The 24,783-nt window shown below is 38.7% G+C and carries 23 protein-coding genes; 8 read left to right on the top strand and 15 right to left on the bottom strand.

The genetic code is table 11. The features are described 5' to 3' along the window. Positions 1–62: 62 nt before the first annotated feature. From F928_RS07175 to ahcY, 3 genes are all read right to left on the bottom strand, one after another. The gene (locus F928_RS07175) at positions 63–785 is read right to left on the bottom strand and encodes a 16S rRNA (uracil(1498)-N(3))-methyltransferase (protein ID WP_002118152.1); all 723 of its coding nucleotides are present in this window, start codon (positions 783–785) and stop codon (positions 63–65) included. Between the two features lie 18 nt (positions 786–803). Further along, positions 804–1,640, bottom strand: a complete 837-nt coding sequence (gene metF, locus F928_RS07180; protein WP_002118150.1) for a methylenetetrahydrofolate reductase [NAD(P)H] — start codon at positions 1,638–1,640, stop codon at positions 804–806. A 70-nt stretch (positions 1,641–1,710) separates the two neighbouring features. Continuing rightward, entirely contained in the window at positions 1,711–3,093 is a 1,383-nt protein-coding gene (gene ahcY, locus F928_RS07185) for an adenosylhomocysteinase (RefSeq protein WP_005073425.1), read from the bottom strand. A 221-nt stretch (positions 3,094–3,314) separates the two neighbouring features. Between ahcY and F928_RS07190 the strand changes: the two genes are divergently transcribed. Further along, positions 3,315–3,851 carry a cysteine peptidase family C39 domain-containing protein gene (locus F928_RS07190; RefSeq protein ID WP_002118255.1) on the top strand — a complete coding sequence of 179 codons (537 nt, stop codon included), beginning with the start codon at positions 3,315–3,317 and terminating at the stop codon, positions 3,849–3,851. A 37-nt stretch (positions 3,852–3,888) separates the two neighbouring features. Here the strand turns inward: F928_RS07190 and F928_RS07195 are convergent, their stop codons facing one another. The 3 genes from F928_RS07195 to lipA form a co-directional block, all read right to left on the bottom strand. After that, the gene (locus tag F928_RS07195; RefSeq protein ID WP_002118157.1) at positions 3,889–4,272 is read right to left on the bottom strand and encodes a carboxymuconolactone decarboxylase family protein; all 384 of its coding nucleotides are present in this window, start codon (positions 4,270–4,272) and stop codon (positions 3,889–3,891) included. Positions 4,273–4,378: 106 nt separating this feature from the next. Continuing rightward, positions 4,379–6,841, bottom strand: coding sequence for an acyl-CoA dehydrogenase (locus tag F928_RS07200; protein WP_002118123.1), 2,463 nt, complete (start codon positions 6,839–6,841; stop codon positions 4,379–4,381). 279 nt (positions 6,842–7,120) lie between these two features. Beyond that, the gene (lipA, locus tag F928_RS07205; protein ID WP_002118167.1) at positions 7,121–8,134 is read right to left on the bottom strand and encodes a lipoyl synthase; all 1,014 of its coding nucleotides are present in this window, start codon (positions 8,132–8,134) and stop codon (positions 7,121–7,123) included. Between the two features lie 196 nt (positions 8,135–8,330). On the opposite strand from lipA, the gene sthA reads away from it, so the two are divergent. Beyond that, positions 8,331–9,743: a Si-specific NAD(P)(+) transhydrogenase gene (sthA, locus tag F928_RS07210; protein ID WP_002118117.1), complete on the top strand. Its 1,413-nt coding sequence runs from the start codon at positions 8,331–8,333 to the stop codon at positions 9,741–9,743. Between the two features lie 243 nt (positions 9,744–9,986). Here sthA and F928_RS07220 read toward each other — a convergent pair whose 3' ends face one another. From F928_RS07220 to map, 4 genes are all read right to left on the bottom strand, one after another. Further along, positions 9,987–11,201, bottom strand: coding sequence for an MFS transporter (locus tag F928_RS07220; protein WP_002118121.1), 1,215 nt, complete (start codon positions 11,199–11,201; stop codon positions 9,987–9,989). A gap of 170 nt (positions 11,202–11,371) precedes the next feature. Further along, positions 11,372–12,718, bottom strand: coding sequence for an MFS transporter (crnA, locus tag F928_RS07225; protein ID WP_002118212.1), 1,347 nt, complete (start codon positions 12,716–12,718; stop codon positions 11,372–11,374). A gap of 404 nt (positions 12,719–13,122) precedes the next feature. Then, positions 13,123–14,265, bottom strand: a complete 1,143-nt coding sequence (locus F928_RS07230) for an OmpW/AlkL family protein (RefSeq protein WP_005073430.1) — start codon at positions 14,263–14,265, stop codon at positions 13,123–13,125. 203 nt (positions 14,266–14,468) lie between these two features. After that, positions 14,469–15,296 carry a type I methionyl aminopeptidase gene (gene map / locus F928_RS07235; protein WP_002118165.1) on the bottom strand — a complete coding sequence of 276 codons (828 nt, stop codon included), beginning with the start codon at positions 15,294–15,296 and terminating at the stop codon, positions 14,469–14,471. Between the two features lie 210 nt (positions 15,297–15,506). On the opposite strand from map, the gene rpsB reads away from it, so the two are divergent. The 6 genes from rpsB (at position 15,507) to F928_RS07265 (ending at position 19,877) form a co-directional block, all read left to right on the top strand. Further along, entirely contained in the window at positions 15,507–16,259 is a 753-nt protein-coding gene (rpsB, locus tag F928_RS07240; RefSeq protein WP_002118204.1) for a 30S ribosomal protein S2, read from the top strand. 137 nt (positions 16,260–16,396) lie between these two features. Continuing rightward, the gene (tsf, locus tag F928_RS07245) at positions 16,397–17,272 is read left to right on the top strand and encodes a translation elongation factor Ts (RefSeq protein ID WP_002118238.1); all 876 of its coding nucleotides are present in this window, start codon (positions 16,397–16,399) and stop codon (positions 17,270–17,272) included. A gap of 65 nt (positions 17,273–17,337) precedes the next feature. Further along, positions 17,338–17,823: a DUF3465 domain-containing protein gene (locus F928_RS07250; protein WP_002118103.1), complete on the top strand. Its 486-nt coding sequence runs from the start codon at positions 17,338–17,340 to the stop codon at positions 17,821–17,823. A 105-nt stretch (positions 17,824–17,928) separates the two neighbouring features. Further along, the gene (locus tag F928_RS07255) at positions 17,929–18,753 is read left to right on the top strand and encodes an AraC family transcriptional regulator (RefSeq protein WP_005073433.1); all 825 of its coding nucleotides are present in this window, start codon (positions 17,929–17,931) and stop codon (positions 18,751–18,753) included. An 88-nt stretch (positions 18,754–18,841) separates the two neighbouring features. Beyond that, complete coding sequence (locus tag F928_RS07260; RefSeq protein WP_002118115.1) at positions 18,842–19,558, top strand: AzlC family ABC transporter permease; 717 nt, start codon at positions 18,842–18,844, stop codon at positions 19,556–19,558. 1 nt (position 19,559) lies between these two features. Beyond that, on the top strand, positions 19,560–19,877 hold the full coding sequence (locus tag F928_RS07265) for an AzlD domain-containing protein (protein WP_002118104.1): 318 nt from the start codon (positions 19,560–19,562) through the stop codon (positions 19,875–19,877). A 43-nt stretch (positions 19,878–19,920) separates the two neighbouring features. On the opposite strand, the gene F928_RS07270 is transcribed toward F928_RS07265, so the two are convergent. From F928_RS07270 to F928_RS07290, 5 genes are all read right to left on the bottom strand, one after another. Next, positions 19,921–20,370, bottom strand: coding sequence for an Mpo1 family 2-hydroxy fatty acid dioxygenase (locus tag F928_RS07270; RefSeq protein ID WP_002118194.1), 450 nt, complete (start codon positions 20,368–20,370; stop codon positions 19,921–19,923). Positions 20,371–20,942: 572 nt separating this feature from the next. Beyond that, complete coding sequence (locus F928_RS07275; protein WP_002118141.1) at positions 20,943–21,554, bottom strand: septal ring lytic transglycosylase RlpA family protein; 612 nt, start codon at positions 21,552–21,554, stop codon at positions 20,943–20,945. 288 nt (positions 21,555–21,842) lie between these two features. Continuing rightward, positions 21,843–22,844, bottom strand: coding sequence for a lytic murein transglycosylase B (gene mltB / locus F928_RS07280; RefSeq protein WP_005068218.1), 1,002 nt, complete (start codon positions 22,842–22,844; stop codon positions 21,843–21,845). 19 nt (positions 22,845–22,863) lie between these two features. Beyond that, entirely contained in the window at positions 22,864–24,006 is a 1,143-nt protein-coding gene (gene rodA, locus F928_RS07285) for a rod shape-determining protein RodA (protein ID WP_005068220.1), read from the bottom strand. 126 nt (positions 24,007–24,132) lie between these two features. Next, the gene (locus F928_RS07290) at positions 24,133–24,783 is read right to left on the bottom strand and encodes a hypothetical protein (protein ID WP_002118229.1); all 651 of its coding nucleotides are present in this window, start codon (positions 24,781–24,783) and stop codon (positions 24,133–24,135) included.

Genomic DNA, 24,783 nt, shown 5'->3' on the forward strand with positions numbered 1-24,783 from the left:
TTTTATTCATACAATAAAAGTAAGTTAACTTTAAATAATGATTTAATCAATGTGCAGAGAACTTAGGTGGATAAAAATCGATAATTTAAAATAGACAAGGCAACAACAGGGGCAGTTTCTGTACGCAAAACTCGGTCACCAATGCACCAGTTCATAAATCCAGCTTGATTGGCTTGGGTAATTTCATTTTCACTTAGGCCACCTTCTGGGCCAATCAATAAGGCAAGTTCAGGCTGTATTCCCGCCAATACATCTTTTTGTTCTTTTTCTGGTGCTAAAACAAATTTAGATTGAGGAAGCTCAGAAGAACTTAACCATTCATGAAGAGAAATAGGCGCTAATACTTCTGGAACTAAGTTCAAGCCACATTGTTCACATGCTGCAATTGCAACAGCTTGCCAATGATCTAATTTTTTTTGATCGCGGTCGTATTTTAAGCGCATTTCACAACGCTCACTTGTTAGCAATTGAATCTGACTTACACCCAATTCAGTGGCTTTCTGAATGGCATAATCCATTCGATCGCCTTTACTCATGACTTGACCTAAAACAGCTTTAAAAGGGGCATCACGGTTTGCAGGGTTAAAATTCTCAATGGTGACAAACGCATTTTTTTTATTAATTTCTGTCAAAGTCGCGAGATATTCCCCACCTTGTCCATTAAATAGAGTCGCTTGTTCTTGTAGTTGTGCACGTAAAACACGCACCCAATGATGGAATACTGATTCTGTCAGTTGAATTGTTGAGCCAACTGTAAGTTCAGTTTCGATAAAAAAACGGTTCATTGGGTGCGCCTTACAAAATTAATTTAAACCAAGATCAACAACGAGTTGACGAGTTGGTTCGATTTGATTCATTGAATAGAAGTGTAAGCTTGGCGCACCACCTGCAATAAGGCGTTCACACAACTTAACAACAACTTCATGACCGAAAGCTTTAATACTTTCACTGTCATCACCATAGGCTTGTAATTGCTTACGGATCCAGCGAGGAATTTCAGCACCCGTACCGTCTGCAAAGCGAATTAAGTTGCTTGCATTGGTAATAGGCATGATTCCTGGAGCCACCGGAATGTTAATTCCAGCTTGCTCTAAACGCTCTATAAAATAAAAGTAAGAATCTGGATTAAAGAAGAATTGAGTAATTCCTGCATTGGCACCAGCTTGTACTTTTTCAATAAAACGTTGAATATCTGAATCAAGATTTTCAGCTTGAGGATGCATTTCTGGATAAGCTGCAACTTCAATATGAAAATGCTCACCTGAGTGCTCACGAATAAAACGTACTAAATCCTGTGCGTACGGAAGTTCCCCAAGTCCAACCTGACCAGAAGGTAAGTCACCGCGTAAAGCAACAATACGGTTAATGCCTTGAGCTTTATATAAATCCAGTAACTCAGCAATACGAGCTTTATCATCACCAATACAAGAAAGGTGAGGTGCAACTGGTGTACCTTTACCATTGAAATCATCAATAGCAGCTAGAGTACGTTCGCGAGTAGAACCACCAGCCCCATAAGTAATTGAGAAAAACTCAGGGTTCAGAAGTTGTAATTCTTGGTGAACAATACGAAGTTTTTCAGCACCAGCATCAGTTTTTGGTGGAAAAAACTCAAAAGAAATAGGTGTACGTTTAGTCATGTCAAATCCTTGTAAACAGCGAAACATTTTAGAAAAAAGGGCAGTCGGTTCACCGTCTGCCCTTAAGTTCTTAGTATTTGTAAGCGTCAGACTTGAATGGTCCCTCAACAGCTACACCTAAATAATCGGCTTGCTCTTGAGTTAACTGGGTAAGTACACCACCGAAACCTGCAACCATTGCAGCGGCAACTTCTTCGTCAAGTTTCTTAGGAAGAACTTCTACACGAATTTTTGCAGCTTTTTCATTTGCAGGAAGATCAGCAAATTTCTCTTGGAATAAGTGAATTTGACCTAAAACTTGGTTAGCAAAAGAACCATCCATTACACGTGATGGGTGACCAGTTGCATTACCTAGGTTTACAAGGCGACCTTCAGAAAGAAGGATAAGGTAGTTATTTTCATCTTCTGAACGATAAACTTGGTGAACTTGTGGCTTAACTTCAACCCACTTGTAACCACGTAAATAAGCCGTGTCGATTTCTGTATCAAAGTGACCGATGTTACATACAACTGCACCAGCTTTTAAGCTGTCTAACATTGCTGCATCACACACGTGGTAGTTACCAGTTGTTGTTACAACAAGGTCAGTGTTGCCAAGAAGATCGTGGTTAATATCTTCTTTTTTGCCTGTTTGTACGCCGTTCTTGTATGGAGATACAACTTCATAGCCGTCCATACATGCTTGCATTGCACAAATTGGGTCAACTTCAGTTACACGAACGATCATGCCTTCTTGACGTAAAGATTGAGCAGAACCTTTACCTACGTCACCATAACCAACTACAAGTGCACGGCGACCAGACAAAAGCATGTCAGTTGCACGTTTGATTGCGTCATTTAATGAGTGACGGCAACCATATTTGTTGTCGTTTTTAGATTTAGTAACTGAGTCATTTACGTTAATTGCAGGAACTTTCAAAGAACCGTCTTTCCACATTTCGATAAGACGTTGAACACCTGTTGTAGTTTCTTCGGTAATACCGTGAATACGTTCTAAAAGAGTAGGGTATTTTTCATGAACAAGAGCAGTTAAGTCACCGCCATCGTCCAAGATCATGTTGGCATCCCAAGGTTGGCCATTTACATTGATCTGTTGCTCTAAACACCATACGTATTCTTCTTCAGTTTCACCTTTCCAAGCAAAAACTGGAATACCGCGAGCAGCAATTGCAGCAGCAGCATGGTCTTGAGTAGAGAAAATGTTACATGATGTCCAGCGTACTTCAGCACCTAATTCAACAAGCGTTTCAATAAGAACAGCTGTTTGAATAGTCATGTGAATACAACCAAGAATTTTTGCGCCAGCAAGTGGTTTAGAAGCTGCATAGCGTTTACGTAAGCCGATCAAAGCTGGCATTTCTGCTTCAGCAAGTTTGATTTCTTTACGGCCGTAATCAGCAAGAGAGATGTCAGCAACTTTGTAATCTGTAAATGAAGCATTAACCGCGTTCATCAGGATCTCCTAGGAAAAAATAGTATTGATCATTCTGTTCGCGGATGCCGTTGTTGGTTAAAACGACTGTTTAACCGATCGTCGAGCCTGGCAAATTGATCTTTAGTGCCGATCAATTGTCGCAGCATCCCTCGACTAGCGAAACATTGTACTTGGAAAAGCTTTTAGTGCCAATCCAGTTTTGTTTATTATCTGCGTAATTATCACTTTAGATTCTAATTATGGCATTAAATATTCCCGAGTCGTTGGCAAGCCTAGATTCAAACTGTGGCGTTTTTGCAGTTTGGATGGTGCTTCAGCATCATGGAGTACAAATTGATGTGGATGAGCTGATTAATGTTTGCCGACACGATGAAGGAGGCACCTATACTATTGCCTTAGCTGTCGCTTTAAAGAAACTAGGATTTGAGGTGTCATTTCATTCAGATGAGGATCCTAGCATTAGCCAAAGCGAACGTATGAGCTATAAAGAAGCAAAGGTATTAAGAATTCCAACTGGACCGGCGCTGAGCTATCAAGATATTCAAGTTGCAATTCAAAACGGAAAAATGGTGATTGTGTACTACGATACTTTAGAAGGTGTTGGAAATCAGTCGCTCATTTATTCTATAGATCAAAATGAAATCTGCTTTTTTGATAGTTTTGAACCGATGTCAGCGGCAGTTTTTGAAAAGCAGCGTCAAGTAGAGGGGATTTGCCGTCAGGCTATTGTGATTGATGATCGTAATTTTCAGATGCATTCATCCAAATTGAATTAGATAAAAAGAGCCAGTAGAGTGCTGGCTCATATTGAAGTTATTGTTGTTGATATTCTTGAATCACTTCTAAAGCAGCGCGAAAAGCTTCTTGTGTAGCAGGGGCGCCGCAATATGGCAGGCTGTGCAATAAAGTTTCTTGAATCTCTTCAACTGTACAACCATTGTTAAGTGCACCACGAACATGGCCTTTGAGTTCAGTTGGTGATTTTAGTGCCGTGAGCATTGCCAAAGTAATTAATGAGCGATATTTACGAGGTAGCACACCTTCACGTTGCCAAGTCGATCCCCATGCATGCTCGTTAATCCAGTCTTGCACAGGCTGGGTAAAGGGTACGGTATTTTCTTGTGCACGCTTTACAAAAGCTTCCCCCATCACTTCTGTGCGAACTTTTAATCCATTTTCGTAATCTTGCTTAGACATTAATTTCTCCTAAAAATAAAAGCGTCGATTGACGCTTTTATGGCTGTTTATTAATTAATGCGAATCAAAAATGATTGCAATAGTGAATTAGTGGAGGCATCAGTCACTAAATTTGATGAGGGTTTGACAAAGGAAGATCTTTATTTAAATCTTCATCAAACACATCTGTAAGCATGCTATCGAATCGAATTGCGTTGTATTGCAATAATTGTTGAGCTTCGCTTTCAGAAATAAAGCCTTCTTTTATTGCTTGTGCAATATTCTCTTCGAAAGTAAGTCCCGTAAATTTGCCTTTAGATTCAGCTTTTTTAAACTTATCCCAAAGTGGTTCAAGTGTTCGTAGAATTTGGAAAGCATGCTCTAAACGACCAGTTACATCATCGGCTTTGGTTGAATAAAATACGTGATGTTTAAGCTGTTCTCTGAAAGGGTGCTCTTGCATCATAAGTTCAGCGACTTGTTGTTTTAATTCATCATCTGGTTTTGAAATGATACGACCAAAAGGGAAACAGATCCATTTTACAAATGCTGCTGGAAGTTTAGCTGGGAAGTTTTCAAATAATCCCCAAAATGCTTCCTGAATATTCAAGAAAGCTTTTTGTAGCGCTAATTTAGCGTGAAGTTGTTCAGCTTCAGTTTTTTGTCCAGCTTCATAAAATTTTAATATCGCAGTAGAAATAAAGAGGTGCGCGTGAATATCTGCCAAGCGGCCTGATAACATTTCTTTGCGTTTTAAGTCGCCTGCAAGTAGGCCAAGTGACATATCTGAAACAAGTGCGAAGTTGGCACTAAAACGATTAATCGTTTTATAGTAACTTGCAGTGAATTGATCTGCTGACTGAGGCGCATCGCTTGAGCCACCTGTCCAACCGTAGGCAAATGATCTAGCACCGCGGTTAAAGGTATAGGCTAAATGTTTAAATAACAAATCATCGAATTTTTTGACTGAGTTATTTTTATCTTCAGATTGAAGGAGTTGTAACTCTTCAAATAGATAAGGATGACAACGCATTGAGCCTTGACCAAAAATCATCAATGAACGGGTCAAAATATTTGCGCCTTCTACCGTAATAGCAATTGGAATTGCTTGATAGGTAAGGGCAAGGAAATTACGTGGCCCAAGTTGAATTGCACGTCCTCCAGCAATATCCATTCCGTGATTGACAACTTTACGCATCGTTTCAGTTGCATAATATTTTGCCATAGCAGTCATCACGGCAGGTGTTCCACCTTGGTTTAGGCCACATGTCACTAAATAACGGAATGCTTCAAGCATATAGGCATCGCTGGCAATTTCGCTGGTTGCTTCTTGTACGCCTTCAAATTTACCGACAGAAATATTAAATTGCTGGCGAATTTTCGCAAAAGCACCAACGGTTAAATAGCTCATTTCACCTGCGGCTGTTGCTAGAGCTGGAAGGGAAATACCACGGCCCACGCCTAAACATTCCATGAGCATTCGCCAACCTTTACCGGCATTTTCTTGACCACCAATAATCCAGTCAATAGGAATAAAAACATCTTCTCCTTCTACTGTTCCATTCATAAATGGTGAACCAGGATAATGGCGTGCTCCTATTTTTACACCCGCATGGCTTGCAGGAATTAAGGCACAAGTAATACCGTATTCTGTTTTGTTTTTATCTCCCAATAGGCCTTCTGGGTCATAAAGTTTAAAGGCTAGACCAACAACGGTGGCAATTGGCGCAAGCGTAATCCAGCGTTTAGAGAAATTCATGCGAAGTCCAAGGACTTGAGCACCTTCATATTCGCCGTAGCAAACAATACCCGAATCTGGAATCGCGCCTGCATCTGAACCTGCTTCTGGACTGGTTAAACCAAAGCATGGGATCTCTTCACCTTTAGCAAGGCCCGGTAAATACTGCTGTTTTTGTGCATCTGTACCGTAGTGCATGAGTAGCTCACCCGGACCTAATGAGTTTGGAACCATACAACTCACAGCTGTGGTGAGTGAGCGGGAAGCAATTTTGCTCATAATACGACTTTGGGCAAATGAGCTAAATTCTTTGCCGCCAAAGGATTTTGGAATAATGAGTCCTAAAAAACCCTTATCTTTAATAAATTGCCAAACTTCTGGTGGTAGATCTTTTAAGTGATGATGAATTTCCCATTCATCTAGCATGCTACAAAGGAGCTCAACTTCATTGTCGATAAAACTTTGTTCTTCTGCTGACAAGGTTGGGTAGGGATATTTTTCAAATTGTGACCAATCGGGTGCCCCCATAAATAATTCTTTTTCCCACCAACTGGTACCTGCCTCTAAAGCCTCTTGTTCAGTCGTACTGATGCTCGGCATTGAGTTTGCTAATGTTTTATATGCAGGTTGAGTAATCAGATTAAAGCGTAATGGTGCAAATAAAATAATGATACTAAGGGCAATAAGGGGAATACCTAAAAGGAGAGCCCATGGCGTTAATATGAGTGCAGTAAGTATGGCTACAGCAATCATAATAACACTACCAATGGTTCTGTTTAGATTAAAAAAGAAAATTGCCCATATTGCAAAAAGCTGAATGACAACGCTTAAAACAAAGAGTAGGAAAATCATACTTGCTCCTTGCTAGATAAGCCCTCAAGTTAGAAGTTACAAAAAAGCGAGGAGAGATTTAAGGCTTAACTAGCTAATTTTTAATGCTGTTTAAATTTAATTTTTTATGTCGCAATTGATGTATATGCTAGAGCAGGGATATATCGTACTTTTAGGTATAAGATATTTTTAAGTGAAAGTGTAATGGGTTGTTTTATCGATTTGTCAAGAAATGTTATTGATTTTCTTATACAAATAAAAAGCCCTCTAAAGTAGAGGGCTTTTACAGATATTTAATTTTTAAGCTTCGACAACTTGAACAGCGATTTTTTTAGCTGGATCTACTTTGCGACGAACTTCTGGTACTGGTTCACCGTGGTATTGACGATCAGCAAAGTAACTTGAACGAACCATTGGTGCAGACCAAATATTTCTAAAGCCAAGTTTACGGCCATGTTCTGCATAACGTTCGAACTCTTCTGGTGTTACAAAGCGGTCAATTGGCGCGTGTTGTTTAGAAGGTTGTAAGTATTGACCAATAGTCACATAGTCAACATCGTGAGCACGCAAGTCATCAAGCAATGCAATAACTTCTTCTTCAGTTTCACCGATACCCACCATCAAACCGCATTTTGTTGGGATGTCAGGACAATATTCTTTAAACATTTTTAATAAGTTTAAAGAATGTTGATAGTCTGAACCTGGACGCATTGCTTTATATAGACGTGGCACAGTCTCAATGTTGTGGTTAAATACGTCTGGCGGACATTCAGTCATAATGCGTAAAGCAATGTCCATACGTCCACGGAAATCTGGTACTAAAATCTCAAGCAATGTATTTGGGCTTAGTGCACGAGCTTCTTTGATACAGTCCACAAAGTGTTGTGCACCGCCGTCAAGTAAGTCATCACGGTCAACCGAAGTAATTACCGCATATTTGAGCTTAAGATTAGCAATTGTCTCTGCCATATGACGAGGTTCATCTGCATCGAGTGCATTTGGACGACCATGTGCTACATCACAGAAAGGGCAACGACGTGTACAAATATCACCCATGATCATGAATGTTGCTGTACCACCACCAAAACATTCTGGTAGGTTTGGACAAGCAGCTTCTTCACAAACGGTATGGAGTTTTTGAGCACGTAAAGTGGTTTTAATACGCTGAACTTCTTCTGGTGCCGTCATCTTGACACGAATCCAGTCAGGTTTACGCGGCACTTCAACCGTAGGTACAACTTTTACAGGAATTCTTGCGACTTTTTCTGCGCCACGAAGTTTTACACCCTGTTCAGGTTTACGGTGTTCTGACATATTTAACTTTTCCACTCGTTTATAGAGACATTGACATTGTATTATAGCGAACTTCTGCAGTTAATAGCGGAAAATAACTATTCATATAATAAATGTGGTTATTCAGAAATATAGGGTTGAGAAATACATAAATTCACCGCATATTAGCCATAATTTATTATAAAATATGGTCATTCAAGTGAGGAAGGAGCTTTCAATGCCACGTAAAAAAGAGGTCGTTAGTGGGAATTTCGTTAAATACGATGCGGTAGTTCTCGGTTCTGGACCTGCAGGTGAAGGCGCGGCAATGAAGCTTGCAAAAGCGGGTAAGCGTGTTGCAATTGTAGATGTGCGTGATCAACTGGGTGGTAACTGTGCACACGTTGGTACCATTCCAAGTAAAGCATTACGTCAAACAGTTTCTAGTATTATTCGTTATCAGCGTGATCCAATGTTTCAGAAAGTAGGTGAATGGAAACAGTTCACCATGAAACAGGTTTTGCGTAATGCACACAAAGTAATTCAACAACAGGTTGATACGCATACACGTTTTTACGATCGTAACAAAATCGGTGTATTCCACGGCCGTGCATATATTCAAGATAAAAATACAGTTTTAGTTTTTAGCCATGAAGGCATTAAAGAAACAATTATCTGTAAGCAAATCGTGATTGCGACAGGTAGTCGTCCTTATCATCCGCAAGGTTTAGACTTTGATCATCCTCGCGTATTCGATTCGGACAAAATCCTTGATCTTGATTATTCAATTCAAAAAATCATTATTTACGGTGCAGGTGTTATTGGCTGTGAATATGCCTCAATCTTTATTGGTTTGGACCATAAAGTTGACTTGATTAATACTCAGCAAAAATTATTAAGTTATCTAGATGATGAAATTGCTGATGCTTTGTCTTATCACTTACGTGAACAAGGTGTATTGATTCGTCACAATGAGCAAATGGATCATCTGGAAACGTTTGATGACCATGTTGTACTACATTTACAAAGTGGTAAAAAGATTAAAGCCGATGCGATTCTTTGGTGTAACGGCCGTTCAGGTAACACAGAAGGCTTAGGTCTTGAGAATGTTGGGTTAGTACCAAATAACCGTGGTCAACTTTCAGTAAATGATCAATACCAAACTGAAGTTGAAAATATTTATGCTGCTGGTGACGTGATTGGTTGGCCATCACTTGCTTCTGCTGCTTATGACCAAGGGCGCTGTGCTGGTGCAAACATGAGTGGTGAAGATGCGAAGCCAGTACGTGATATCCCAACAGGTATCTATACCATTCCAGAAATCTCATCAATTGGTAAAAATGAACAGGAATTAACGGAAGAGAAAATTCCGTATGAAGTAGGTCAAGCTTCTTTCCGTCATTTGGCTCGTGCGCAAATTACCGGTGATACAGTGGGTGAGTTAAAAATTCTTTTCCACCGTGACACTATGGAAATTTTAGGTATTCACTGTTTTGGTAATAACGCTGCCGAAATTATCCACATTGGGCAAGCAGTTATGCACAGCCCAAACAATACTCTGAAATATTTTGTTGAAACAACGTTTAACTATCCAACAATGGCAGAAGCATATCGTGTAGCTGCGCTTAATGGTATGAATCGTTTGTTTTGATTTTAAATAAGTTTTTCATAAAAAAGCCCGCAAACTTGCGGGCTTTTTTATTTTCATTAGACCATAGGTTTTTTATATTTTTATGACAATTAGCAGTATGCGTCTGGCTGTCTGTATCTCTAGTGGGCACAAAATGCTTGATTGAAATATACAAACAAATCAGGAGTTTGTTTCCATAAAATGATTGAACAGGCTAGCAGGATAATCACGAGCAAAGTCATAATTGTTTTCAAAAGTAAGGCATTATGCGTCATGAATAACAGCCTCCTCATTTACAAAGAAATGTACGATTACCCCTAATATACTCAATGCTATTGAGCATAGCCAAATCGCATTGTAATTACCTGTTAAGTCATGGTTAACACCGCCAAGCCAACCGCCAAAGAAAGAACCGACTTGATGGGTGAAAAACACAATACCACTTAACATTGAAAGGTATTTAACACCGAACATATTTGCGACAATGCCGTTGGTAAGTGGAACTGTAGAGAGCCATAAAAGTCCCATAATGACGCCAAAAGCATATACCGTATAAGTGCTTAGAGGTAATAGTAAAAAGGCCATGATTGCGATGCCGCGGCTACCGTAAAGTGCCATTAATAATTTAGGTTTTGAGAATCGATCTCCCAGCCAACCCGCCCCATAAGTTCCCACAATATTAAATAGTCCTACTAGTGCCAGAAACACAGTTCCTGTAGCTGCATCAAAGCCGTGATCGATTAAATAGCCCGGCAGATGAACGCCTAAAAAGACCACCTGAAACCCACAGACTAAAAAGCCTAAAGCTAACCACCAGAATGGCTTATGTTTTCTAGCAATATTCAGTACTTGTTTAAATGTGAGCTGTGGTTCAGCAATTGCTTTTGGCGTTTGATTGCTTGGTCCTTTTAGCATCCACGCTAGGGGAATAATAAGAGCAATTAATAGTGCACTCACCATCAAAGCTGACGACCATCCTACCGTTTTAAGCAAGAGAAGGGTGGAAGGTAACATAATAAACTGACCAAAAGAGCCTGCTGCACTAGCAATACCCATTGCCATACTTCTTTTTTCTGGAGGGGCAGCTCGGCCTACTGCACTCAGTAAAACAGTAAAAGAGGTTGCTGATAAAGCTAAACCAATAATAAGACCTAAGCTTAAATTCAAAATGAGTACACTTGAACTAAAAGCCATTAAAAGTAGGCCTAGGGTATAAAGTAAACCACCAACAGCAACTACAACTTTACTGCCATATTTATCTGCAATTGCACCGGTAAAAGGCTGAACAGCTCCCCATATCAGGTTCTGCATGGCTATCGCAAGACTAAAAACATGCTGTCCCCAGCCAAATTCATGGCTCATGGGTACAAGGTAGAGACCGAAACCATGACGGACACCTAATGAAAGGGCCAAAATAATTGCACTGCCAATCAGCATATAGATGAGGGACTGAGAAAATTGGTTGCCAGTTTTAGTCATGATTAATGGAAAATTATAATAATGATGATTTATTGTAGAAGATATATCGAAAAATATCGATATAGTTAGAGGGAATATTTAAGAAGAATTAAAAAGTTCTTAAGGATCGTATTTTATGAGAAGGAAATTAAAGAAGCAGACACCATTTTGATCTCTGCTTCTTGTAGAAATTATGCTACGGAATTACGTTCAAGTAATGCTTGTTCAAAAAGTACTTGTTCTTTTTCTTTATGTTCAGTCGTGAAGCGAATTAGAATTACGCTACAGCCAGCGACTATAACCAACCCACCTAAAATAAATAGACAAGTTTGAATATCGAGTACACCTTTTAATAAGAAACCAGCTGCAACTGCACCAACATTACCACCTGCACCAATAATGCCTGCAACACCACCTAATGCATTACGATCAATAAATGGTACAAGAGCATATGTCGCGCCACAAGCCATGTGAGTAAACAGGGCAAAAATCGTCATAGAAATAATTGCAAGAGCTATCACATTCATTTGAGAGAAAAGAATTAAGAATAAACCTTCACCTAAAATCATGAGTACTAGTACTTTAGTACGGCCATCTAAACCTTTTTTGAGTGCGACTTTATCGGAAATAATACCGCCAAGTGCACGAGCAAAGAGTGCAAGAAGACCAAATATCCCCGCGGTTAAACCAGCAGTTTTTAAATCCATTTTGAAGTGATCAACATAGTACATTGCTGCAACGTTATGGATAAAAATTTCAATACCGAAACATGCACCGTAAGCCACAAATAAAATCCAGACACGGTAGTTACGAGCAGCTTGCATCAAAATTGCCATGCCACCTTTTTTACCACTGCCAACTTCAATCCCTTGTGCGCGGACTTCTTTGAAGTTTCCTTGAGGACAGTCTTGGGTGAGTTTCCAATAAAGAATACCAACAATGACCATCATTACGCCTGGTACGATTAATGCAACACGCCAACCCATAGTTTGTTCGACACCGAACATGACAATTGCGCCAAGTAATAAAGGCATTAGAGCTTGGGTTGCACCGCCACCAGCATTACCCCAACCAGCTGCTGCCGCATTTGCTGTACCTACAACATTAGGTGCAAACATAACGCTTGTATGATATTGCGTAATAACAAAGCTTGCGCCAATTGCACCAATCAGTAAGCGGAAGAATAAAAAAGACTCATAACTATTAGCAGCAGCAACGCCAAATACAGGAATACTGCCAAGCAAGAGAAGGGCGGTATAGGTAATCCTCGGGCCATATTTATCACAAAGTGGACCGACAGCGAGTCGTACTAAAATCGTAATTGCAACGGCGGCAATATTGATATTGGCAATTTGATCTTTAGTTAAGCCGAACTCGCCTTTAATAACTGGCATTAATGGTGCGCAAGCAAACCATGCGAAGAAGCACACAAAGAATGCGAGCCATGTCATGTGGAAAGCACGCATTGCAGGAGTAGAAAAGCTAAATAATTTTATTTCAGTTGCTTTTTTTGCATCTAGATTGATATTTGAAGACATACGCCGTCCCTCTGAACTGAACGAAATTTTAATTTGCATGGCAATTTATTGCCTATCTGCAGACCGATCAGAGCGGACATCGTTGGCCGTCTTGGTTTATTCATTGAATCATCGTTGACTCATCTCGCTATGAATAAAGCAAAGCTTGTGCCAAAAAATTAATTTTACTAAAAAGGAAAAATTACTTTCTAATTCTATTGAGTTAGTTTATTAAAAATAAAATTAATTAAAAAACAGAAATAAATCAGTAAATGGTCATAAGAGAGGAAGGCGGTAAATTTTTTCAATCGGCTTTATAAAAGTGCTCATTTTTTTAGCATTTTGATTTAAAAAGAAGCAAAATGTGGAAAAAAGAAAGCTATAAAAACGTGCATAAGTTTTTATAGCTTTGGGTGATACAAAAGTTAAAAGCGGTAACCAATACCGGCATAACCTAAAATTGGATTAATTTCGATATCTGCTTTTGCATTAATTAATTCACCATATTTGGCATCATTGACTGTAATAGTCGTATCTGTTTTTAAGTGAGCGTAAGAGACAGAACCAACCGCATACCATTTGTCATTGAAGTCATAGGTGAAACCCAAAGTTGCTACGGGCGCAATTGCATCAGATGCCTCAAGGTCTACTTTAGGATCACCAGAACTTTTTTTACGATCAAGAGCAGCTCCAGCTTTACCATCTTTAATATTCACAATCATATGACCTGCATTGATTAAATCATTTTCAATTTCAGGATTCATTTCCAGTTCACTGAAATAGGCATACATCACACCTAGTCCAACATACGGTCTAAATTTATTTACGCCAGTCTTGCCAAAATGGTACTGAAGTTCAAAAGCTGGTGTCCAGGCACGAGCTGATGCAGCACTTCCATGGGCTTCAAGATCGGTAATAAAAATATTATTTTTAAGCGGTAGGTCTCCGACAATTACACCTAAATCTTCTGGAGTGGCTGTACCCGTAAGAGGGGCATAGATTTTACCTTTACCTTGTAGATCGACTTTAGGTGGAATTCCTGCTTTCACTTCTAATGAAACATTATCTGTAAAGAAATAACTTGTCATTAAACCTAGTGTTGTTACATCATCAGCTTCAAGACCAGTACCAGGATTATCCCAAGAGGAGAGGCCATTAATTACTGCAGAGCCTGCGGTATCTGCTCTTAGATACTGAGCTCCGTCATCACCTTTATAAGATACGATACCAGGCAACCCTAGGTTAAGAAGTGTATTTCTCTCGAAATCTAATACACCTTTGAGTAATGCCTTTTTAGCTGTTGCATTTGGTTGTGATTCATCAATGGAATTTAATACTGAATCACCTTTTACATTTCCTACTCTTGTTTTTGTTCCTTCTGCGATTGCAGTATTTACATGTAAAGGCTGAGCTTTTCCTGTTGGTTTGACATATAAAGGACCAGCAGAGACAGAAAAACGTTTGAAGCCATCGCCATCTTTAAAACTAAAATATGGTGAAGCGGCATAAGTGAATGTTGGCAGAGCAAAAAAGGCAGCTGTCATACAAAATAATGACTTTTTCATCATAAAAGGACTCCATGTCCGACATTTGTTTACTGATTTTTATTGAGCCCACCATACCTTGTTTTATTGAATAGATTGTGTATTAAAAATTAATAATTGTAATTTTTTTGAAATATTTGTTTATATTTAGAAAGATTTATTAATAAAAAGTACATAATAAATAATAAAAGGCTACACAAAGTAGCCTTTTATTTAAGATTTTTAAATTATTGGTTGAAGCGAGATAGGTCTTCTTCAGGACGAGCAGTTAAAACTTCAATGCCTGTTTGGGTGACTAAAATAGTATGTTCATACTGAGCTGAAAGTTTATGGTCTTTGGTTACGACAGTCCATTTGTCACCTAACAATTTAGTTTGCCATACGCCAGCATTTACCATTGGTTCAATTGTAAAAGTCATACCTGCTTCTAAACGCATACCTGTACCAGCTTGACCATAATGGAGTACTTGAGGTTCATCATGGAAAACAGTTCCAATACCGTGACCACAATATTCGCGTACTACACTAAAACGTTCTGATTCGACATACTTTTGGATTGCATGGCCGATATCACCTAAATATGAACCATCTCTAACAGTTGCCATCCCACGATACATCGCTTCTTGAGCAACTTTGCATAGACGGTTGGCTAAAATAGAAGTTTCACCACCAACGACATACATCATGTTGGTATCGCCGTGATAACCATCTTTAATGACAGTAACGTCAATATTAAGGATGTCACCATTTTTTAAAATTTTATTTTCAGAGGGAATACCATGACAGACAACATGGTTAACCGAAGTACAAATAGAGTGTTGAAAAGCAGGGCGCCCAGGAGCTCCACCATAGCCTACACATGCAGGAATAGCATGTTGCACATTTTCAATGTGATTACGACAAATGGTATCAAGTTCAAGTGTACTTACACCTGCCTTAATATGGGGCTTGATCATCTCTAGAACTTCAGCCGCCAGTCGTCCTGCAATGCGCATTTTTTCAATTTCATCTGGAGTTTTGATTAATCGACGTGGAGCTGTATAAGTACTGTTCATGATCTCTAAAAACTTTTGGTAATTTACAAGCGTCTATGGTATAAATAGCCGCCCATTTTATCAAATGCTTTTCGTGAATATCTTTTACGAACAATTTTGATAGATGGAGTAAAAAATCCGCACATATATCGTCACATTACTCTGGGTGCCCGTAAAAAGGTGGAGAATGCGGATATATGGAGGCCTAACCCAACTTTTAAGGTAAAGAAAATGGCAGATTACAACGTAAGCATGCGCGACCTTCTTCAAGCAGGTGCGCACTTTGGTCACCAAACTCGTTTCTGGAACCCAAAAATGCGTCAATACATTTTTGGCGCGCGCAACAAAATTCACATCATCAACCTTGAGCACACTGTTCCTGCGTTAAATGATGCTTTGAACTTCGCTAACCAATTAGCAAGCAAAAAGAACAAAGTTTTGTTCGTTGGTACAAAACGTGCTGCTTCTAACATCATCCGTGAACAAGCTCAACGCGCTGGTCAACCATATGTAGATCACCGTTGGTTAGGTGGTATGTTGACGAACTGGAAAACACTTCGCCAATCTATCAACCGTTTAAAAGATCTTCAAACTCAATCTCAAGATGGTACTTTTGCTAAGCTTACTAAACGTGAAGCTTTAGAACGTGCTCGTGAGATGGAAAAACTTGAGCGCTCTTTAGGCGGCGTTAAAAACATGGGTGGTTTACCTGACGCATTATTTGTAATCGACGTTGATCACGAAGCGATTGCAATCAAAGAAGCTAAGAACTTAGGTATTCCTGTTATCGGTATCGTTGATACAAACTCTAACCCAGACAACGTTGATTACGTTATTCCTGGTAACGACGATGCGATCCGTGCAGTAACTCTATATGCTTCAGCTATGGCTGACGCAATTCTTGCTGGTAAAGAATACGCTCAATCTCAAGCGAACGCTCAAGCAAAAGGCGATGACGCTGCGAAAGACGCTTCTGAGGCTTAATGCGTTTTGACGCAGGCTTGTCATTTTTGCGACATGTAATGGTGGCAAATTAAGCGTCGAGAGTGCAAACGGCCCAGAGTTTCTTTGGGCCGTTTTTGTTGAAAAGATTTATTTTCTACCGATTTTAGGAGATCAACATGACTGCAATTACTGCAAGCATGGTAAAAGAATTACGTGACCGTACTGGTCTTGCAATGATGGAATGCAAAAAAGCATTAACAGAAGCGAACGGTGACATCGAGCTTGCTATTGATAACCTTCGTAAATCTGGTCAAGCTAAAGCTGCTAAAAAAGCTGGTAACATTGCTGCTGACGGTGCAATCACAATCGTTCAAGAAGGCAACAAAGCAATTTTAGTTGAAGTTAACTGTCAAACTGACTTCGTTGCTAAAGACGAAAACTTCTCTAACTTCTCAAAAGCTGTTGCTACTGCTGCTTTAGCTGCTGGTGAAACTGATGCTGCTAAAATCGCTGAATTAAAATTAGCAGACGGTCAATCAGTTGAAGAAGCTCGTATTGCACTTGTTCAAAAAATCGGTGAAAACATCCAAGTTCGTCGCGCGAAAATCGTTGAAGGCGAAAACTTGGCTATCTACAAACACGGTTTAAAAATCGGTGTTGTAGTTTCTTATACTGGTGATGCTGATACTGGTAAAGGTATTGCAATGCACGTTGCTGCATTCAACCCAGTAGCTGTAAATGCTGAAGCTGTTCCTGCTGACCTTATCGCTAAAGAAAAAGAAATTGCTGAAGCGAAAGCGTTAGAATCTGGTAAGCCAGCTAACATCGTTGAGAAAATGGTAACTGGTTCAGTTGATAAATACTTGAACGAAGTTGCTCTTGATCGTCAAATGTATGTAATCGACAATGACAAGAAAGTTGCTGATGTATTAAAAGCAACTGGTACTACTGTTGCTGAATTCGTACGTTTCGAAGTTGGTGAAGGTATTGAGAAGAAAGCAGAACTTAGCTTCGCTGAAGAAGTTGCTGCTGCTCAAGCTGCTGCGAAGTAATTCGTATCACAATAAAAAAAGCCCCATTGGGGCTTTTTTTATCTCAGTTAAAATAAGGGTATACAATGACAAATAAAAAAAATCTCAGTATTGCTGGTGTGATTATTTTATTGATTGCTGCGTATTTTGGTCTGGATTTATCTGGGCACAAGCAAAGTCAATTACCATCATCAACTATACCCGCAGCTCAGCGTAATGAAACTACACTTTCAAATAATGGGGTGGACACTGTAAAAGCTGCTTATGAGCAGAGACAAAGTAATGTTCAAGTGCAGGGAAGTGGTCGAGTCAAAGCAATTTTAAGAGATGATAATGATGGGTCAAGACACCAGAAATTCATTCTAGTATTAAAAAATGGTCTTTCAATTTTGGTTGCACATAATATCGATTTGGCACCTAAAATTTCTAATCTAAATAAAGGTGACATCGTTGAGTTTTATGGCGAATATGAATACAACTCAAAAGGTGGTGTACTACATTGGACTCATCGCGATCCACAAGGTCGTCATGAGGGTGGATGGCTTAAACATGACGGACAGATCTATCAATAAAGCTCACGTGAACGTTTAATCAGATTATTTTCATAGAGCAATTTTGTTCTATTCAGTTTGTTAAAACGTGCTATGGTTTTTTTATTGAATAGATGAGACGTATTTATGCAGCGGGAGCAAGCCGATTATCTGCATGTGCGAGAGTTGGGCGGTTTAGAGTTATTAAAAGCACATTATCACCAAACACAATTTTCAAAGCATACTCATGAAGGGTACTGTATTGGTGTGATTGAAGAAGGAGCACAGTCTTTTTTTAGGACGGGAAAGCTACATGTAGCTCCTAAAGGCGATATTATTTTAGTCAATGCTGACGAGATCCATACTGGTTCATCGGCTGTTGAATCAGGGTGGCGTTATCGAGCGATCTATCCAACACCTGAAATGTTAGCAGAAGTTAGCCAAGATTTTTTTGAAAATCCACATGGCGCCCCATGGTTTCCTCAAGCTGTGATTCGCGACCTAGGTTTGGCTCAACAGCTTTGCTTACTTTTTGATTTATTAGAACAAAAAGATAATTTCCTGCTCAAAGAAACGATGTATTTAACAACTTTAGCTTGTCTTATGAAGAGACATGGTAAATCAAATCATACTTTTTGTGAGTTACCAGAAGCATATTCAAAAATATTAAGAGTTAAAGAATTACTCGTAGAAATGCCTGAAACAAACTTTTCTTTACAAGATTTGGCTGACATGGTCGGCTTGAGCGCTTGGCATTTCTTAAGGCAATTTAAAAAATATGTAGGTCTGCCACCTCATGCTTGGCTTGTACAAGCACGTTTGCAAAAAGCAAGACAGTTATTAAAACAGGGGGACCAAATTGCCATGGTGGCACAACAATGTGGTTTTTCTGACCAAAGCCATTTTAACCGTCACTTTAAAAAAGCAATGGGCGTCACACCCACTCAATATGTAGCAAGTTTGAACATATAAATAAATTAGTTTTAAAGCAATTTTATCCAATATAAGTCGGCACTCATCAAGCATGGTATAGAGATGTTTCTTATATTGGATTTTATATATGAATATTCAGCTTAATCAGCCAGTTGGGTTTTCAAAAAATAAGCCATCCTATTTATTTTTACGTGGCGCAATGGATATTTTGCCCTTGTCAATTTCTATTATTCCGTGGGCAATCCTAGCGGGATCTATGGCAATTCATGCAGGATTATCTTTCTATAAAGCACTAGCAATGTCTGGACTCGTCTTTGCTGGAGCTGCTCAGTTGGTTAGTTTAAGCATGGCTATGGAAGGTGCATCTGTTTTTACAATTTATTTGACTATTTTCTTTTTAACGGCTCAGCATTTTATTTATGCATTAACTTTAAGAAATGACATTTCTATTTTGTCCTTGCCTAAACGATTGAGTTTAGGCTTTTTATTAACAGATGAATTGTTTGCGGTGAGTGCTCCATTTGAAAAAAGAAGTTCGGAATATCTGTTGGGAGCTGGACTGTGTTTTTATTTATTTTGGGTTGCTTTTAGTTTGGTGGGAATACTGCTGGCGACAGTGATACCTGATCTTTTAAATTACCATTTGGATTTTTCGATCGTTGCTATTTTTATTGCTATGATTGTGCCGTTATGTAAAGGATTTCCGGTCATAGCTGGGGTGCTAACAACTTGTTTAAGTGGGTTTTTATTTAAATTTTATCAAATTGAGGGTGCGATTTTACTTTCAGGATTAATGGGAATGTTAATTGCTGTTTTAACTGAAAAAATAGGTAAGGAGCAATAATATGTCTTGGTTTATGATTTTAGGCTTGGCAGCAATCGTCTTTTTTAATCGCTATTATTTTTTAGAACCTCAAGTGAAAATTAAACTGCCGCTTATTCTGAATAAGATGCTTAACTATTCTGCACCTTGTTTGTTAACTGCAATTTGTATTCCAGTTATTTTTTTCGATGGAGATCATTTAAGAGGCGTGATAAATAATCCTTATATTTATGCAGCAATCTTTTGTATTGTAATCGCTATGTACCTAAAAAAAGTTCTTTTAAGTGTGATAGCAAGTTTAGGATTTTTTTACTTTATAAATTTTCTAATAAATTACTAACATGCAAAAGCTGAATCGAAAGGATTCAGCTTTAAATTCATCTTTAAGCAAGAGCTTGTTTTTGTCTGCTTTTCCATTTAGGTAAAATTTTTGAGAGATAAGCATCCATACACCAAACTGGTCCAATCAATAGGAATTGTAAATCTTTAAAGAACGAGGGCTTTTTGCCTTCGACTTTATGTCCGTAAAATTGTCCAACCCAAGCAATCACAAAAATAGCGATATAAAACCCGACTCCTACAGGTAGGGTGTAAATGAGCCATGCCATAACAACAAGTAAGGCAGCCATTGCCACAGCAAGTACAAGATCTAAACGTGCATAAAATACTAAGGTCAACACAAGTAATAAAGCAGTAAGCAATGTGCTGAAATGCGCAATGATTCCAATAATAGAAAATAAAATGGCGGGAACGCAAAGCCAGTGAATTTGTTTATTGGTTGGATTTTGATGACTTTCGCTATATTCATCAAACCATTCAGTAATGGATTTCATTGGTAGCACACTCCTTGTTTTAACTTCGATTTATTTTTGTGAGTATATTTTAGCCTGTTCTTGAGGATCTCGACAAGAAACCAACACTATTCAACTATAGGGAGCGTTGTATTAAAAAAACTAAGAAAGGGCAAACGAAAAAATAATATGACTGTGGTTGAAAAGGTGGTCAATTCGACCTCAAGAATGGGGCAATTTTTCATAATATTTTTTCTGTGTTGCTAGATGATGAAATCATCTAAAAAAGCGTAATTTTGAGATTGATGGGAAAATTGTATGAAAAAGCTCTACTCATCTACTCTAAAAACGCCATAAATAGCCTTTATTTTGGAAAAATGGTACTAGGGTAGCGCAAATTTAAAAAAGACGCTCTAAACGCAAATTGGACGTAAAATTAACTGGTATTAAATAAACATGGTTTTTTGTTTAAAAAATATTCAAATTCAGAGCTAGATAAGGGGCAAAAAAAGAGGATTTTTTAACTTTACGTTAGGAATTATTTTGATAACTTAAAATATAAAAAAGCCGCAGAAAAAATTGCGGCTTTTTACATGAACTCGAGAGGCTATAACTTATGAAGTTGGGCCATCAACACGCTCAATATTTACTTTAGCAGTTCCAGCATTGGTAATACCAAGACGTTTAGCTGCACCGTATGATAGGTCAAGTACACGGTTGCCATGGAAAGGACCACGGTCATTTACTTTTACAACCACACTTTTACCATTGTCTTTATTCGTTACTCGAATGTAACAGTTCAACGGTAGGCTACGGTGAGCAGCAGTTAAAGCATTCATGTCGAATGTTTCACCACTTGCAGTTTTACGGCCATGGAATTGGCGGCCATACCAAGATGCCATACCAGTTTGGCTAAACTTACGAACAGTGTTTGAAGCTACTGTGTTAAGTTTTTCAATCACTGAAGGCTCATCTTCAGGGATTTCAATTTTTGCTGCGATAGCTTGACGACGGATTTGATCGCCAGAACGTTCAGTGATTGAAAGACTGTTAATGTTAGAAAAACGAGAATTAAAGTTTTGAGTATCTTTACTCAATACACGTGCTGCTAGATTAGGACCATCTACATCACTGTTTAATGATGATGACTGCACCATTTCAGCGTGCAGTGGGGCCATACTTAAACTAGCCGTCAGTGCAAGAACGTATTTCAGCGATAACTGCATTTGTATAAACTCCTGAGAACATGTACTTTTTCTTTCAGCCATTGACTGAAATTTAAAGTGAACATGCCTTATTATTCACTTTTGCAATTGCTATATTGGGGTGGATAATATTCATCGGTTACGGAGAGTGTCTAGTCTTTAACGAGAAATCTTTACAAAAAGGGCAAAAACTTACAGTTTTAGGATAAAAAATAATCAATAATGTAACAAGTTATTAAAAATGTATGTATTGTGATCTATTTAACAAAAATATTTATTGACTTTTACATAAAGCATAAAAAAGCTAGCCTATCGGCTAGCTACTTCGGTGCCTAATAACCATACAGCTGTAGCGTACATGCGGCTCTTGTTATAAGTCGTAATCACTTGAAAATTCGGGTAAGTTAAATAGTAAATTGGTCCATTATAGTCTTGTAATTGAATAACATTCACCATATCGAGATCATCAATTTTAACTAAAGGATTCAATGGAGAAATACCAAGTGTCTTTAATGCACCATATGGGAAAGGTTGCGTTAAATCTTTAGCAATAATACTTTCTGGATTTGACCCAGTGTAACGAGCCATAAACCCGATCGGTTGGTCGCGTTGCCAACCTTGTTTTGCTAAGTAGTTTGCAATTGAACCAATAGCATCTTCTGCTGAGTTTCTTAAGTCGATATGTCCATTGCCGTCATAATCCACCCCATATTTACTAATATTGCTTGGCATAAATTGTGGATAGCCAATCGCACCTGCATAGGAACCTACAATACTATTTGTTGGATAGCCTTCTTTATAAGTCCAAGCAATAAGAGCAGCTAGCTCATCACCAAAATATTCAGCACGGCGAGGGTAGCCAAAAGCAAGCGTAGCTAAAGCATCACGTGTAATAAAAGAACCTTTATTTGCGCCATAACCTGTTTCAACGCCCAAAATACCTAAAATGACAGCTTGAGATACGCCATATTGTTGTTCTGCACGATTTAACGCATCTGCATATTGATTTTTAAAACGGACACCACGTTGAATTGTGCCTTCGACCAAGAACATAGAGCGATAATCATACCAAGGCTTACTTTCACCCGGACGAGTCATAATATTTAGAATGTTTGGTAAATTTTTTGCACCACTCATGGCTGCATCGACTTGATCGCTACTTAAGCCATAAGCATTCATCGTTTTTTGTTTAAAATTCAAATAATCAGGATGTGTTGCAAAATCGTTGGCCTGAGCGAAATGACTTGTACTGATTAAGCCAGTACACAAAGCGAGCATTTTTAAAGTTTTATTTAAGTGTTGAGACAACATATCGTTTTAAAATTCCAGATTATCGATGTGTATGAATGGACATGACTAAACCAAAGGTGGCCATTAAAGTAATAATAGCTGTTCCGCCATAACTCATAAAAGGTAAAGGAACACCTACTACAGGTAAAATACCACTGACCATTCCCGCATTTACAAATACATAAACAAAAAAAGACAAACCAAAGGCGCCAGCAACTAAACGTCCATAGTTATGGAAGCTTTGTAAACCGATCTGGAATGTTCTAAAAATAATGGCAAAATAAAGGATTACTAAAATAAGTACACCGATGAGTCCAAATTCTTCGGAATATGCAGCAATAATAAAGTCAGTATGTCCTTCGGGTAAAAAGTGTAAATGTGATTGGGTGCCTTCAAGGAAGCCTTTACCTGAAAAACCACCAGAACCAATTGCAGTTTTAGATTGAATAATATTCCAACCCGTACCGAGTGCATCTGCCTCTGGATCAAGTAAGGTTAAAACCCTTTGGCGTTGATAGTCGTGTAAAAGAAATTCCCACGCAATTGGAATTACGATTGCTGCACATGCGGCAGCTGCACCAATCATTCGCCATGATAGTCCACTTAAAAATAAGACAAATATACCGCTTGCTAATACTAAAAGTGATGTTCCTAAATCAGGTTGTTCTGCAATCAGTAAAAAGGGAATACCAATTAACATTAATGATAAAACAACTTGTGAAAAACTAGGGGGAAGAGGTTTTCGTGCTAAAAACCATGCAATCATCATCGGCATGCCGATTTTCATGAACTCACTGGGTTGGACACTCCCGAAACCCGGAATATCAATCCAGCGCTGAGCACCCATTCGGACTTCACCAAATACCATAACTGCCACAAGCGAAAATAGGCCGAACAAATAAAAGTATGGGGAAAACGCTTGATAGACCTTAGGCGGAATTTGGGCTAGACCAAACATTACTAAAAAGCCAATACCAAAACTCATGGCTTGCTTACTAACCAGACCTACATCCTGTGCCGAAGCACTATATAGTACAGTTAAACCTAATAGCGCATTTAACAGCAAAAATAGACATAACCAAGGGTCAATGTGGAGTTGTTGCCACCTTGATGGTTGCATAGCGGTGCTAAGACCATCTCGAGGAGCTTGGCGTAAAAACTTATATTGTGGGCTAGGAGACATGCGGCGTTAACTAGGTCAATCAGTGCTTGGCGCATGCTAACATAAACCTGATTAATGGCAATGTATATCAATATTTTGCAATAAAAAAACCTAGCTCTCGCTAGGTTTCCGATAAGCTATTTCTTATTAGTTAAAGAATAGACTTTCGTGATATTCAGCCATCGCTTTTAGTTCAGTGCGATTTAAGCTAGGGATGAGTTTGTCGATCGCAATATGAACTGCTTTTGTTACAGCTGCCGCACCAATATCAGCTGCTTTACGCTTAATCATGCCAAGGTCTAATGTCTTATTAAAATCAGACATAAAATGTTTAACCATAGCATCTCCAAACTGTTTATACAGTTCAGCCAATGCAGCTTTATTGATATCATTACCCGCCTTAAGCTCAGTGAAGTTATGCTGAAGATTAGTGACTAAACTAGGATCTAGAGTTACACCTACTTTATATTGACCTTGTGGATCTTTAAATAAGCTTTTTTCAGAGAACTCTACTGACTGTTTAACAACATCGTTTGGCGCTTTGCTTAACAATTGTTTTAAAAGAACAGCGACTGTTGATTTGACATAGCCTGCTAGTTTTTCGGCAGTATCGCGCTTTTCACTTGCAGGGAAGTGCTGAACTAACTGAATTAAGACATTATCAATAATCTCTTCATTAAGTTGTAAAGCAATCTTATCGCGAAGTGGGTATAAAGGCTCACTAGAATTTTTGTTCGCAATTCCAGTTTGTATATCGTTCAATAAGCCTTCAGAAGGGGTAAAACCAAAAAACGGCAT

Origin of the sequence: Acinetobacter pittii ATCC 19004 = CIP 70.29 (assembly GCF_000369045.1) — a bacterium.
GTDB classification, from domain to species: Bacteria; Pseudomonadota; Gammaproteobacteria; order Pseudomonadales; family Moraxellaceae; genus Acinetobacter; species Acinetobacter pittii.

Coding starts and splice junctions, on each gene's coding strand:
- F928_RS07275 (WP_002118141.1), bottom strand. CDS start 21,554: ATGCAGTTATCGCTGAAATACGTTCTTGCACTGACGGCTAGTTTAAGT.
- F928_RS07175 (WP_002118152.1), bottom strand. CDS start 785: ATGAACCGTTTTTTTATCGAAACTGAACTTACAGTTGGCTCAACAATT.
- F928_RS07250 (WP_002118103.1), top strand. CDS start 17,338: ATGACAAATAAAAAAAATCTCAGTATTGCTGGTGTGATTATTTTATTG.
- tsf (WP_002118238.1), top strand. CDS start 16,397: ATGACTGCAATTACTGCAAGCATGGTAAAAGAATTACGTGACCGTACT.
- rpsB (WP_002118204.1), top strand. CDS start 15,507: ATGGCAGATTACAACGTAAGCATGCGCGACCTTCTTCAAGCAGGTGCG.
- F928_RS07260 (WP_002118115.1), top strand. CDS start 18,842: ATGAATATTCAGCTTAATCAGCCAGTTGGGTTTTCAAAAAATAAGCCA.
- rodA (WP_005068220.1), bottom strand. CDS start 24,006: ATGTCTCCTAGCCCACAATATAAGTTTTTACGCCAAGCTCCTCGAGAT.
- mltB (WP_005068218.1), bottom strand. CDS start 22,844: ATGTTGTCTCAACACTTAAATAAAACTTTAAAAATGCTCGCTTTGTGT.
- F928_RS07270 (WP_002118194.1), bottom strand. CDS start 20,370: ATGAAATCCATTACTGAATGGTTTGATGAATATAGCGAAAGTCATCAA.
- F928_RS07290 (WP_002118229.1), bottom strand. CDS start 24,783: ATGCCGTTTTTTGGTTTTACCCCTTCTGAAGGCTTATTGAACGATATA.
- ahcY (WP_005073425.1), bottom strand. CDS start 3,093: ATGAACGCGGTTAATGCTTCATTTACAGATTACAAAGTTGCTGACATC.
- map (WP_002118165.1), bottom strand. CDS start 15,296: ATGAACAGTACTTATACAGCTCCACGTCGATTAATCAAAACTCCAGAT.
- metF (WP_002118150.1), bottom strand. CDS start 1,640: ATGACTAAACGTACACCTATTTCTTTTGAGTTTTTTCCACCAAAAACT.
- sthA (WP_002118117.1), top strand. CDS start 8,331: ATGCCACGTAAAAAAGAGGTCGTTAGTGGGAATTTCGTTAAATACGAT.
- crnA (WP_002118212.1), bottom strand. CDS start 12,718: ATGTCTTCAAATATCAATCTAGATGCAAAAAAAGCAACTGAAATAAAA.
- F928_RS07265 (WP_002118104.1), top strand. CDS start 19,560: ATGTCTTGGTTTATGATTTTAGGCTTGGCAGCAATCGTCTTTTTTAAT.
- lipA (WP_002118167.1), bottom strand. CDS start 8,134: ATGTCAGAACACCGTAAACCTGAACAGGGTGTAAAACTTCGTGGCGCA.
- F928_RS07255 (WP_005073433.1), top strand. CDS start 17,929: ATGCAGCGGGAGCAAGCCGATTATCTGCATGTGCGAGAGTTGGGCGGT.
- F928_RS07200 (WP_002118123.1), bottom strand. CDS start 6,841: ATGATTTTCCTACTCTTTGTTTTAAGCGTTGTCATTCAGCTTTTTGCA.
- F928_RS07230 (WP_005073430.1), bottom strand. CDS start 14,265: ATGATGAAAAAGTCATTATTTTGTATGACAGCTGCCTTTTTTGCTCTG.
- F928_RS07195 (WP_002118157.1), bottom strand. CDS start 4,272: ATGTCTAAGCAAGATTACGAAAATGGATTAAAAGTTCGCACAGAAGTG.
- F928_RS07190 (WP_002118255.1), top strand. CDS start 3,315: ATGGCATTAAATATTCCCGAGTCGTTGGCAAGCCTAGATTCAAACTGT.
- F928_RS07220 (WP_002118121.1), bottom strand. CDS start 11,201: ATGACTAAAACTGGCAACCAATTTTCTCAGTCCCTCATCTATATGCTG.